This is a genomic window from Lacrimispora indolis DSM 755 (assembly GCF_000526995.1).
Classification (GTDB): Bacteria; Bacillota; Clostridia; order Lachnospirales; family Lachnospiraceae; genus Lacrimispora; species Lacrimispora indolis.
Map to the genome: position 1 here is coordinate 4765149 of NZ_AZUI01000001.1, position 12785 is coordinate 4777933.

13 protein-coding genes are annotated in these 12785 nt (G+C 45.8%); 11 read left to right on the plus strand and 2 right to left on the minus strand.

Annotated features, from left to right (window positions below; translation table 11 throughout):
• The 9 genes from K401_RS0123165 (at position 1) to hslO (ending at position 9670) form a co-directional block, all read left to right on the plus strand.
• A complete protein-coding gene (locus K401_RS0123165) occupies positions 1 to 906 on the plus strand; it encodes an ABC transporter permease (protein WP_024295179.1) in 906 nt (301 codons plus the stop codon).
• A 10-nt stretch (positions 907 to 916) separates the two neighbouring features.
• Positions 917 to 1906: an ABC transporter ATP-binding protein gene (locus K401_RS0123170; RefSeq protein ID WP_024295180.1), complete on the plus strand. Its 990-nt coding sequence runs from the start codon at positions 917 to 919 to the stop codon at positions 1904 to 1906.
• Positions 1907 to 1918: 12 nt separating this feature from the next.
• Positions 1919 to 2908 carry an ABC transporter ATP-binding protein gene (locus tag K401_RS0123175; RefSeq protein WP_024295181.1) on the plus strand — a complete coding sequence of 330 codons (990 nt, stop codon included), beginning with the start codon at positions 1919 to 1921 and terminating at the stop codon, positions 2906 to 2908.
• A gap of 17 nt (positions 2909 to 2925) precedes the next feature.
• Positions 2926 to 3693 carry a copper homeostasis protein CutC gene (locus K401_RS0123180; RefSeq protein WP_024295182.1) on the plus strand — a complete coding sequence of 256 codons (768 nt, stop codon included), beginning with the start codon at positions 2926 to 2928 and terminating at the stop codon, positions 3691 to 3693.
• Entirely contained in the window at positions 3672 to 4433 is a 762-nt protein-coding gene (locus K401_RS0123185; RefSeq protein ID WP_024295183.1) for a DeoR/GlpR family DNA-binding transcription regulator, read from the plus strand. Before K401_RS0123180 ends, K401_RS0123185 begins: the two co-directional genes overlap by 22 nt.
• A 61-nt stretch (positions 4434 to 4494) precedes the next feature.
• On the plus strand, positions 4495 to 7074 hold the full coding sequence (locus K401_RS0123190; protein ID WP_024295184.1) for a transglutaminase-like domain-containing protein: 2580 nt from the start codon (positions 4495 to 4497) through the stop codon (positions 7072 to 7074).
• 255 nt (positions 7075 to 7329) lie between these two features.
• Complete coding sequence (locus tag K401_RS0123195) at positions 7330 to 7839, plus strand: SEC-C metal-binding domain-containing protein (RefSeq protein WP_024295185.1); 510 nt, start codon at positions 7330 to 7332, stop codon at positions 7837 to 7839.
• A 195-nt stretch (positions 7840 to 8034) separates the two neighbouring features.
• Positions 8035 to 8790, plus strand: a complete 756-nt coding sequence (locus K401_RS0123200; protein WP_024295186.1) for a class I SAM-dependent DNA methyltransferase — start codon at positions 8035 to 8037, stop codon at positions 8788 to 8790.
• A 4-nt stretch (positions 8791 to 8794) separates the two neighbouring features.
• Positions 8795 to 9670 carry an Hsp33 family molecular chaperone HslO gene (gene hslO / locus K401_RS0123205; RefSeq protein ID WP_024295187.1) on the plus strand — a complete coding sequence of 292 codons (876 nt, stop codon included), beginning with the start codon at positions 8795 to 8797 and terminating at the stop codon, positions 9668 to 9670.
• 119 nt (positions 9671 to 9789) lie between these two features.
• Here hslO and K401_RS0123210 read toward each other — a convergent pair whose 3' ends face one another.
• Positions 9790 to 9987, minus strand: coding sequence for a cold shock domain-containing protein (locus K401_RS0123210; protein WP_024295188.1), 198 nt, complete (start codon positions 9985 to 9987; stop codon positions 9790 to 9792).
• A 217-nt stretch (positions 9988 to 10204) separates the two neighbouring features.
• Here K401_RS0123210 and K401_RS0123215 point away from each other — a divergent pair, with 217 nt between their 5' ends.
• On the plus strand, positions 10205 to 10765 hold the full coding sequence (locus K401_RS0123215; protein ID WP_024295189.1) for a DUF5662 family protein: 561 nt from the start codon (positions 10205 to 10207) through the stop codon (positions 10763 to 10765).
• An 89-nt stretch (positions 10766 to 10854) separates the two neighbouring features.
• Here K401_RS0123215 and K401_RS0123220 read toward each other — a convergent pair whose 3' ends face one another.
• Entirely contained in the window at positions 10855 to 11949 is a 1095-nt protein-coding gene (locus tag K401_RS0123220) for a ribonuclease H-like domain-containing protein (protein ID WP_024295190.1), read from the minus strand.
• Positions 11950 to 12175: 226 nt separating this feature from the next.
• Here K401_RS0123220 and ruvA point away from each other — a divergent pair, with 226 nt between their 5' ends.
• Complete coding sequence (gene ruvA / locus K401_RS0123225; protein WP_024295191.1) at positions 12176 to 12784, plus strand: Holliday junction branch migration protein RuvA; 609 nt, start codon at positions 12176 to 12178, stop codon at positions 12782 to 12784.
• Position 12785 lies beyond the last annotated feature (1 nt).

Here is a 12785-nt window from a genome sequence, read left to right on the forward strand (position 1 = left end):
ATGGATGAATTATTTGTAAAGGCATATGTGGATGAATCGGAGAAAGAACATATTGCCCGCCCCAATTTAACAGCCCTCCAGGATGGCTGGCTTCGTTTGAAAAAGAATAAGGCGGCTGTCGTCTGTTTGTTTGCTTTGATCGCAATCGGGCTTCTGGCAGTGCTGGCACCGGAGTTTTCTGGATATTCCTATAAGGAAACCAATTATGATATCATTTACCAGACTCCTTCCATGGCGCATTTGTTTGGAACAGACCAGTTCGGACGTGACCTCTGGGTCAGAACGTGGATGGGAACACGTATATCCCTTCTCATTGCATTTGTGGCGGCTCTTCTGGATCTGACGGTGGGAGTGGCTTATGGAGCGGTTTCCGCTTTGACCGGCGGGAGGGTGGATGCTGTTATGCAGCGGATCATTGAAGTGCTGGTGGGCATTCCTCATCTGATCATCGTGATCCTTTTGATGATGGTCATGCCGGCCGGTATCTGGACGATTGTCGTGGCCCTTTCCATTACCGGCTGGGTGAATATGGCCCGCCTTGTCCGGGGATCCATTTTAAAGCTTAAAAACCAGGAATTTGTTCTGGCGGCCCGGGTGCTGGGGACCAGTACTTCCGGGATCATCTGGAAACATCTGATACCAAATACGGTTGGGGTCATTGTCATTAATGCCATGTTTACCATTCCCTCAGCCATATTTACGGAGGCATTTTTAAGCTTTATCGGAATTGGCATGCAGGAGCCGAAAGCATCTTTAGGTGTTTTGATCAACAACGGATACCAGGTGCTTCGTAATTTTCCTCATGTACTGATCTTCCCGGCCATTGTGATCGTCTTGATCATGGTGTGCTTCAGCATTCTTGGAGACGGCCTTCGGGATGCTCTTGATCCAAGAATGAGAAAGTAGGTGAAGCGTGGTGAACAGATTATTAGAAGTCAATCAGTTACAGGTACATATAAAGACACAGCATGGCGTGGTCCAGGCGGTACGGGGGATAAGCTTTTATCTGGATGAGCAGGAAACTCTGGCAATCGTGGGAGAGTCCGGCTCCGGTAAATCCATTTCCGTAAAAAGCATTATGGGACTGCTTCCGAAGAATGGAAAAATCGTAGGCGGCACCATTTTATTGGAAGGCAAAGACCTTGCAAAATACAGTGAACGTCAGATGCAGACGGTGCGGGGATCAGATATTTCCATGATATTCCAGGATCCAATGACTTCTTTAAACCCAACAATGACCATTGGAAAGCAGATCGTGGAAATATTAAAAGAGCATCGGAAGGATATGACAAAAGCGCAGATGAAGGAGCGGGCTCTTGAGCTGATCTCTTTGGTTGGAATATCCAATCCGGAGGCCAGGTTCAGCCAGTATCCTCACCAGCTTTCCGGAGGCATGAGGCAGAGAGTCGTGATCGCAGTGGCTTTGGCCTGTGATCCCAAGATTTTAATTGCAGATGAGCCGACAACGGCCTTGGATGTGACCATACAGGCTCAGATCCTGGATCTGATGAAGGATCTGCAGAAGAAAATCAAGACCTCCATTATTATTATCACTCATAATCTGGGGGTTGTGGCCAATATTGCGGACCGGGTCGCAGTTATGTACGGAGGCCAGCTGGTGGAGAACGCCGGTGTGCGTGAGTTGTTTTACCAGACCAGCCATCCCTATACAAAAGGGCTTTTGGCTTCCATACCAAAGGCTTCCCATAAAGGAAATGAGCTGACGGCCATTCCGGGAACGCCGCCGGATCTGATGGATCCGCCCAAGGGCTGCCCCTTTGCAGCCAGATGCACAAAGACCATGGAGGTCTGCAGACAGTATCCGCCGGAGGATATGGCCTGCGGCGAGGGGCATCACGCCCGCTGCTGGCTTCTTGATGAGCGGGCAAAGGCTCTCAGGGAATAGGAGGAAATCATTATGTCGGCAGAAAAGAGACCATTATTAGAAGTAAAGCACTTGAAGAAATATTTCCATGTGGGAAAAAATCAGATTCTAAAAGCGGTGGATGATGTCAGCCTGGAGATTTATAAAGGAGAGACCCTTGGCCTGGTAGGAGAGAGCGGCTGCGGAAAGTCAACCTTCGGCAGGACTGTGATCCAGCTGTATGAGCCAACGGAAGGCAGCGTCCTGTATGATGGAAGGAAAATTGACAGCAGTTTACCGGCGGCAGACCGTCATGGATTTACCAGAAAAGTGCAGATGATTTTTCAGGATCCCTATGCATCCTTAAATCCCAGGATGAAGGTCATAGATATTGTTGGGGAAGGAATTGATGCTCATGGAATCTTAAGCGGGCAGGAGCGGAGAAAGAAAGTGATGGAGCTTCTGGAAACAGTAGGGCTTTCTGAAGAGCATGCAAACCGGTTCCCTCACGAATTTTCCGGAGGACAGCGTCAGCGCGTGGGCATTGCCAGGGCATTGGCTGTTGATCCGGAGTTTGTGATCTGTGATGAACCCATTTCTGCCCTGGATGTTTCCATTCAGGCGCAGGTGATTAACTTGCTGAAAGAGCTGCAGGAAAAGAGAGGACTTACTTATCTGTTTATCGCCCATGACCTTTCCATGGTTAAGCACATCAGTGACCGGATTGGAGTCATGTATCTGGGGGCAATGGTGGAGCTGACGGACAGTGAAACCCTCTTTGAAGATCCGGTCCATCCCTATACCCAGGCATTGCTTTCCGCAATTCCCATCCCTGATCCTGATGTGGAAAAGAGCCGCAGCCGGATCATGCTGGAAGGGAGTCTGCCAAATCCTGTTAATTTGAAGGACGGCTGCCGTTTTGCTTCCCGCTGTCCTTATGCAGAAGAGCTGTGCCGGGAAAAAACACCGGATATGAAAGAAGTAAGGCCAGGACATTTTGCTGCTTGCCATAAAGCAACGCAGTATGCAGGCAATAAAAAATAGATTGTTAGGAGAAAACGATGAAGGACTATATCTTGGAGGTCTGTGTGGATTCTGTAGAATCTGCCAAGGCGGCGGTACGGGGAGGAGCAGACAGGCTGGAGCTGTGCACAAATCTGGTGATCGGGGGGACGACTCCCGGTGTAAGCCAGTTTAAGCAGATTCGCAAAGCCTGTGATATTCCCATCAATGTGCTGATTCGGCCCCGTTATGGAGATTTTTTATATACGGATCATGAATTTCAGATGATCTCAGAGGATGCGCAGATGTTTCGGGACCTTGGTGCAGATGGAATTGTTGTGGGTTTTTTAAAGCCGGATGGGGATCTTGACATGGAACGGCTGAAGGTTTTAAAAGAAAAGACAGGTGCGGGAAGCATGACCCTGCACAGGGCCTTTGATGTATGCAGGGATCCTTACAGAAGCTTAAGAGAGGCTATGGAAGCGGGTGTGGATACGATCCTGACCTCCGGGCAGCAGAATACCTGTATGGAAGGAAAAGAGCTTTTAGGGGCGCTGATCGGGCAGGCAGACGGCAGGATCGACATCATGGCTGGAAGCGGGGTCAATGTGGAGGCCATTGCCAGCCTGATGGATGAGATAGGCGCCCGGTGCTTTCACATGTCAGGCAAAACGATTGTGGACAGCGGCATGACCTACCGGAAAGAACATGTAAATATGGGCATACCGGGGATTGGGGAGTATGATATTTTTCGTACCGAGGAGGAACAGATACGCCGGGCAAAGAAGCTGATGGAGGAAAAGGCATGTTTACGGAAGAACGTTTAGACAGGATTTTACAGATCCTACAGGATCAGGGTATGGTGAAGGTAAAGGATTTAAGTGCCCTTTTCCAGGTAACAGAGGACTGCATACGAAAGGATTTAAAAAATCTGGAAAATGCCGGAAAGCTGAAACGGACCTATGGCGGAGCCTTATTATCCCAGGATTATCCCTTGAAACGGGATGTAATTGACCGGAGGGATACGAATATTGAGAAAAAGAAATTGATTGCCCAGAAGGCGTTTGACCTTATTGGGAGCAATGAAACCATATTTCTGGATATTTCTACCACAAATATTATGGTGGCCGAACTGCTTGCCAAATCCCACAAGCGGCTGACCGTGGTGACCAATATGATCGACATTATGCAGACCCTGGCTGTAAATCCCAATATCACAGCCATAGGCACCGGAGGGATCATGTACCGCACGGTAAACGGCTTTATGGGGGCAGCTGCTATTGAGATCATCAAGCAGTACAGCTTTGACCGGGCCTTTGTCGGGACCTGCGGCCTGGATCTTACGGATAATTCCATCACCACCTTAGGTGTGGAGGATGGCTTGACAAAGAGAGCGGCCATTGCCAGCAGCAGGCATAAATATCTGGTAATGGAAAAGGATAAATTCTATTTTAATGATTCCTATAAATTTGCTCATTTTGATGATATTGACGGGATCATCACGGATTCCATGCCTGATGAGGCTACGGCCAGTAAGCTTTACTCTGCGGGAGTTACTATTCTGTAGCCTTTGCCGGAGCAGCTGAGGAAGAAAATAATCAATTGATTTCGAAAAGGAGAGTTTTGTGATGTTTTCAGAACATTTGCAAAGATATGCCCAGGAAAAGTATGACCTAAGACTTCCCTTTCTGGCAGGTCTTAGGGAAGAAGTCGAGAAAGCTATGGAATGCTGTACTCCAAGGGAACAGGTGCTCATGAAGTTTTTATATGGAACCATGCCGGTACGGGATGCCGGAGAGTACGATTTTGACCTGTTTCTTGGATTTGTAAGGCATTCCATCATGGTTTATGAACAAATGGAATGGTGTCAGGAGATTCCGGAAGATATTTTCCTCCATCATATTTTATATTACAGGATCAATACGGAAAACATTGAAGACTGCCGCAGGTTTTTCTATGACAGGCTGATTGACCGGATCAGAGGGCTTTCCGTCAGGGAAGCAGTTCTGGAAATCAATTACTGGTGTGCAGAAAACGGAACCTATGAGGCTTCCGACAACAGGACCATATCTCCTATAACTGTTTATAAATCCGGAAAGGGCAGATGCGGAGAGGAATCCACTTTTGCTGTAACGGCTTTCCGGAGCGTGGGGATCCCTGCCAGACAGGTGTATACGCCCAGATGGGCCCATTGTGATGATAATCATGCATGGGTCGAAGTTTTTGTAGAAGGAAAGTGGCACTTTCTTGGAGCCTGCGAGCCGGAAGAAGTGCTGGATAAGGGGTGGTTTACCAATGCTTCCTCCAGAGCACTTCTGGTGCACACCAGAACCTTTTCCGATTATTCCGGCGATTCAGAAACAGAATGTCTGGGGCAGGATGATTTATTGGTTTATTATAACGGAACTCCAACCTACGCCCTGACCAGGTCTTATGAAATCCAGGTGCTTGATGAGGATAGGAAACCAATAGAAAATGTTCATGTCTCTTTTGAAATTCTCAACATGGCGGAATACTGCAGTGTGGTAAACTTATATACAGGCAGAAATGGAAAAGTTTCCATTACCATGGGACTTGGAGATGTTCATGTCCGTGCAATGAAGGATGGATTGTTTTGTGAAGCGTGGATTTCCCCGGAAGACCGGAATGGAAGTGTGCTGGTGTTACAGAAAGAAAGGGGGAGATCCGGAACGGATGTCTGGACAGATGCAGACGTCAAAGCTCCAAAGGATTACCCCATGAATCCGGTGACGCTTACCAGGGAACAAAAGGAGAGAAACAGAAAGCGGATTCAAGAGGCAAACCAGATGCGGGAAAGCAGGATTGCAGGATACTTTAAAGAGGAAGAAGCTTCCGAATATCCGGAGGAAACAGAGATCCTGCGGTTATCTGCCGGTAACTTTGACGAGATTTATAAATTTCTTTCCAAGGACCGGAATCCGGACCGTAAGGCAATGCTTCACAGCCTGACGGCAAAGGATTATAAGGATGTAAGGGCGGATATCCTGGAAAACCATCTGGCATGGGCAGCTCCTTACCGTAAGAAGTGGGAGGAGAATGGAAATCCGGATATTTATGTAAAATATATTCTCTGTCCAAGGATTCTGCTGGAAGAAATGACGGATTACCGGGGCTTTATTGATGGCTCCTTTAATGAGAAAGAAAAGGACGGGTTCAGGAAAAACCCTGGAACTATTTGGGAATACGTGAAACAGCATATTGGTTTTGAACAAAAACTGGATTACAAGACGATTTGTTCCACACCTGTAGGAAGTCTTAGGCTTTTACAGAGCAATCCCCTTAGCAAGAAGATACTGTTTGTTGCCATCTGCCGGACTTTGGGTATTCCATCCCGTATGAATCCGGTGAATTTAGAGGCGGAAGTTTATGAGGCTGGAAAATTTGTATCAATATCAGGAGCTGAGGAGATAATAGAAAACAGGACTGAAGAGTCAGGAAAGCTGGTACTTTACGGGGAAAGTGACAGCCTGTGGACCTATTACCAGACATGGACCATCGGAAGGCTGAAAGAGGGACAGTTTATAACCCTGGATTACACTGGCGTGAAGTTTTCCGACGGCGTTTTAAAACTGGAATTAGAGCCTGGAATTTACCGTTTGATCACCTCTGTCCGCCTTCCAAACGGAAACCAGAACGCCAGCGAGTATGTCTTTGAGCTGTCAAAGGATGAAGAAAAGACTGTGAATATGCGCTTAAGGGCCGGAAGCCTTGATGATATGCTGGTCGACAACATGTTGGATGATTTTGACGTGACTATGACAGATGAAAGCGGAATAGAGGAGACAGTTCCGGCATCGGTACTCATGGAGGGAAGAGCCAATATTCTGGCCATTCTGTCAGAGGGACAGGAGCCTACAGAGCACGTTCTTAACGAAATGCTGGAGCAAAAAGACGCTTTAAATTCTCTGGATGCCAGGATCATTTTCCTGCTGCAAGGAGAAACGGCATTAAAGAACCGCACCGTAAATAGGGTTTTGGAAGCAATACCAGGAATCAAGGCAGGGTACATAAGCTTTGATGATACGGTGGAGCCCCTGGCCCGGAAAATGTATGTGGATCCGGAAAAACTGCCGCTTTTGATCGTTACGGACCCTGGTTTAAGGGCAATTTACGGCTGCAGCGGCTACAATGTGGGAAGCGTGGATCTGATGATAAAACTTCTGGGCATAAGCAGGAACCGGCTGTAAGGCGGCAAAGGCCCCTGGAGAGAACCGGTGAGTTGCCTTTCCTGTGATTTGACTGCGGAGAATTACAAAATCAGAAAAAACATTTTGCAAAATAGATAAAGATGTTATATACTGTTTGTTGGAGTACTATCAGAAGTCAATTACCCTGCAGCAGGCGATGGGGAATTTGACTGCGTGGGCAGTCGCTAAGGTCAAGATAGATTGACTTTGGCTCGTTACTTTCACGAGAATAACAGACAAAAGGATGGTTTGAACATGGCTATTTTAGAAAATTGGAGAAATCTGGCATACGGCGATGGGCTGGATGATAAAGGAAAAGAAGAATTATGGACCGAGTATTTCAAAGTAGAAAAAGGAATCTATGAGCATATTCTTTCCAAACCAGAAGAAGCAGTTGAGGGAACGGTCGAAGAACTGGCAAAGAGATATGGAACCGATGTCCAGACGATGACCGGATTTTTAGATGGAATCAATGAAAGCTTAAAGGGATATGAAAATCCTATTGAAACCATGGATGAACAGACTGTGGTAAAAATAGAGATCGACCCGGAAAAGCTGTATTATAATATGGTAGAAGCTAAGGCAGAGTGGCTGTACAGCCTTCCTCAGTGGGATGAAATACTGACGGAAGAGAAGAAAAAAGAACTCTACAAAAAGCAGAAAGCTTCCGGAACCATTGTGAAAGGTGCAAAGGTCGGAAGAAACGATCCATGTCCATGTGGCAGCGGCAAGAAGTATAAAAAGTGCTGCGGATCCAACCTGTAATCAAACGTTGCTTTGGCGGCAGGATAAAGAGACAGAAAGGCAGGTACCTCTTTATGAGTTACCTGCTTTGTTTTTAGGGCGTAAAACACCCTTCGGGCATACCTTTATGCCCAAAGTACATGGGCAGGAAAGAGGAAACACCCTTCGGGCATACCTTTATGCCCAAAGTACATGGCAGGAAAGAGGAAATTGTGAATGGAAGCGTACACTAGCTTTGCTGAGGTCTATGACCGGTTTATGGACAATATCCCATATAGGGACTGGTGTGAATACGTGACCGGTCTGCTGAATGAATATGGGATCAGAGATGGGCTGATTCTTGACTTGGGCTGCGGAACTGGAAGCCTTACGGAGCTTCTTGCGGACCGGGGATATGACATGATCGGGGTGGACAGCTCCGGAGATATGCTGCAGATAGCCATGGAAAAGCGGGAAAAGTCAGAAAAAGACATCCTTTATCTTATGCAGGATATGAGAGAATTTGAACTTTACGGAACGGTACGGGCCGTTATAAGCATCTGTGATTGTATGAACTACATCCTGGAATTTGAGGATATGACGGAAGTTTTCCGGCTGGTAAATAATTATCTGGATCCGGGAGGAATTTTTATATTCGATCTGAACACAATTTATAAATATGAAACTCTTATGGGAGATTCCACCATTGCGGAGGACCGGGAGGAATGCAGCTTTATCTGGGATAATTATTATGATAAGGAATCCGGGATCAATGAATACAATCTCGCCCTGTTCATCAGGCAGGAGGAAGATGTATACCGGAAATATACGGAAAATCATTTCCAGAGAGCGTATTCTCTTGATGAGGTAAAAATGGCAATGAAAGAAGCAGGCATGGATTTTGTAGCCGCTTTTGATGCTTTTACAAAAGCTCCCGTAAAGGAAAACAGTGAGAGAATCTATATCATAGCAAGAGAATGCGGAAAGGAATGATAAGATGACTGATTATATTGTCAGAGCCACGGCAGGAGATCATCAGATCCGTGCCTTTGCGGCTACTACCAGAGAACTGGTGGAGCATGCAAGACAGGCTCATAATACAAGCCCTGTAGCTACGGCTGCTTTAGGCAGATTGCTGACTGCAGGAAGCATGATGGGTATCATGATGAAGGGGGAAGATGATTTACTGACCATAAAGATTCAGGGAAGCGGCCCTATTGAAGGCCTTACGGTGACTGCTGATTCAAAGGGAGATGTAAAAGGCTATGTTTACAATCCCGGCGTCATGCTTCCTCCCAGTCCTGCAGGAAAGCTGGACGTAGGAGGTGCGGTAGGAGAGGGAGTCTTAAGCGTTATTAAGGATATTGGCATGAAAGAGCCTTATGTGGGACAGACCATATTGGTAGGCGGAGAGATTGCAGAAGACTTAACTTATTATTATGCCGCTTCGGAGCAGACACCGTCATCAGTGGCACTGGGTGTTTTAATGAATAAGGACAACACAGTGAAACAGGCCGGCGGCTTTATTATCCAGCTATTGCCGGGGGCGTCTGAAACGGTCATTGAAAGCCTGGAGAAAAAGCTGGGAGAGATTACCTCCATTACAGAGCTTCTGGATCAGGGAAATACACCGGAAATGATCCTTGAGCACATTCTGGGAGAGTTTGGTCTGGAAATGATGGAGCAGGTACCCACCCGTTTTTACTGCAACTGCGATAAGGCCAGGGTGGAAAAAGCTTTGGTCAGCATAGGGAAAAAGGAACTTCAGGAAATGATCGACGAAGGAAATACCATTGAAGTGAACTGCCATTTCTGCAATAAAAATTATGATTTTACGGTGGAAGATTTAAAAAGACTTCATGAAAGATCATAAGAAAACCATATTAAACTCCGTCAAAAAGAGCCATCCAACCGGATGGCTCTAATCGTAATCATGTGAAACAATATAACTTCTTCCTATATATTGAAAAAGGTACACTGATGAGTCAATGATTATATTTTGATAACGTTTGTAGCCTGTGGTCCCTTAGCTCCGTCTACCACATCGAACTCTACAGCAGCGCCTTCATCTAAGGACTTGAAGCCGTCCATATTAAGACCTGAGTAGTGAACAAATACATCGTTACCCTGTTCGTCGGAAATAAATCCGTAACCCTTTTGGTTATTAAACCACTTAACTGTACCTTTCATTGATGATACCTCCAAAATGAATAAAAAAAATTGTACTGTTACAGGATATCTGTAACCTCCCTAAGAATAGCATAAAAAGGGAAAGGTGTCAAACATTTTCCGCTTTAAAAAGAAAGAAATCTCTATGGCAAATTTAAGGGAAAATGAGTGGTAAAACCAGAGAAATTTGTGGTAAAATGGGAAAAGATTCTTTTGTAAGGATGAGAAGGGGAAAGAAATGAAGTTTATGAATTTCTGGGGGCATTTTTGCACCATTAATATACACAAAGCCAGGGTCATGAAAAACTGTTTTCGAGTGGGCCTTATAAAGCAGGGACTGCTTCACGATTTATCAAAATACAGTCCGGAAGAATTCATACCTGGTGTTCTTTATTATCAGGGGACCAGAAGTCCCAACGCTGCGGAAAGAGAGGACAAGGGCTATTCAAGGGCCTGGCTCCATCACAAGGGCCGCAACAAGCATCATTATGAATACTGGATCGATTTTACCACGGACATGTCGGAGGGACTGGTAGGCCATAAGATGCCATTAAATTATGTCATTGAGATGATGATGGACCGGATCGCCGCATCGAAAACCTATAAGGGAAAGGATTACACCGATGCATCACCCTGGGAATATTATATGCACGCAAAAAACTACATGGTCATTGCCCCGGAAACGAGAAAATTGTTGGAAAGACTTCTTCTCATGCTGAAAAACCAGGGAGAAAAAAAGACATTTTCTTACATCAGGTATTTGTTGAAAAAAGGGGATTATCCGGAAGAGAAAAAGTGAATTTAAAGGTGAAGCTTTCCTTGGGGAGACTGAAAAAAGTAAAGACCTCCCCTAAGGCATTCCGGAAATTGCGGGAAATGCTTCAGTCATTACCGGCACATGGTATCCAGCAGATGACGGATATAAAGGCAAAGCTTTTCTTCATCTTCAAAGAAATCCGGTTCATAGGAAACATATGTGATTTTATCTTTGAAATCCATTTGGAGGCAGGGAGTCCACAGGGGCGAAAACTGGGGGAGGTAGCAGCCGTCCCTGCGGGTGTAGCAGGTCTTGGCCGTGGCCTTGATCCGGGCTTCCTTATCCACGTATTCCGCTACGCTTTTGTGAATGGCCTTATCTTCATAGATCAGATAATAGTAATTTTTATAGTCCGGATAAAAATATTTTAATTCCCCTTCATAAAGATCAACGGTTACGGTCAGGCATTCCCCTTCTGCTTCCAGGAATACCAGGGAATTGGATTTTGAGAATCCAACGGGAACGGCAAAACCATTTTTGCAGGTAAGCCGTACGGAGTGGAACTCCCGGCCAAAGATGTCCTCCCGGCATACCAGCTCCTGGTGTTCCAGGGAGAAGCCATGCTCCAGAAAGTCCGGATAATTTAATATAGGAAGAATCAGGGGCATTCCTTTTAAATCATCTTCATTATGTAATATTAAAAGATCAAATAAATATTTATCATGGGTAATAAGATAGTCCCTGTAAACCTCGATCAGCTGACCGCCGGAATAAAGATCCTTCCGCTCCACTTTTAAGAATTCCTCAATGGCCTTTTGCTTCATGGAAGGAAGTCCGAGAAGCCCCCGGTAGGGACGTATTTTTTTATAAATATCCAGGCTTTTTACGCCGGAAAAATCATAAATCATGCCGTGGGCAAGACAGCGTTTTAAAAGATAGGGGATATCGAAACCGTCCCCGTTAAAATGTATGATTGTTGTAAAATCCTTTAGGAATTTAAAAAAGGTTTCTAACAGTTCTTTTTCCGAATCCAGAGTATCTGCAAACCATTGGACCAGGTTCCAGCAGCCCTTCCGGTAGTAAACGCATCCAATGAGATAAAGGGTAGAATATTCCCCGGAGAAGCCTGTGGTTTCAATATCAAAGAACAGAAGATCTTCCCGTCTTCCGATCCGGTCAAAGGGATATGTTTCATGAAATGCAATGGTATTCTGTAAAGTGATCATGAATGATACCGCCCTTTCCTTATTACGGTCTTTGTCTTTGGAAATAAAGGCATACCCGTGTGGTATTTCCTTCCTCAACACTCAATATTATAGCGGAAAGGAGCCGGTCCGTCAACGGAAACAGAATATTTGTTCGACTATGCGCTTGCATAACAACAGGCAGTATGCTATGATAAATGCCGTAGGTAAGATTTTCCTGGATTACAGTCAGAAGGAGACAGAGGTCGTGATTTCTTTTATAAAAGGGCCGTTGGTTGAAATATTTGAAGATACCGTTGTAATAGAAAGCGGGAATATGGGATTTGAAATACATGTTCCCTTATCAGTGTTAGAAAAGCTGCCGGGAATCGGTACTGAGACAAAACTGTATACATATTTTCAGGTGAGAGAGGATGCCATGTGCCTCTACGGTTTTTTAAACCGTCAGGATCTGCAGATGTTTAAGCAGCTTATAAGTGTAAACGGGATAGGTCCCAAGGGAGCGTTAGGCGTTCTTTCTGCCCTTAAGCCGGATGATTTAAGAAAGGCCATTGTTTCAGGAGATGCCAAGGCTATTTCCAAGGCGCCGGGGGTGGGAGCAAAGACTGCCCAAAGGATCATTCTGGATTTAAAGGATAAAATTGATATGGCTGAAGTCCTTCCTCCCGGATTTGCGGAACCAGGAAACGGAGCCGTTTTGGCCGGCGGAGTGGCCGGGGAGGCCATGGAAGCGCTGGCAGCTTTGGGATATTCTGCAGCCGAGGCGGGCCGGGCAGTCCGTCAGGTGGAAGTGACGGAGTCCATGACAGTGGAAGATGTGCTTAAGGCGTCTTTAAAGCATTTGGCATTTATATAGA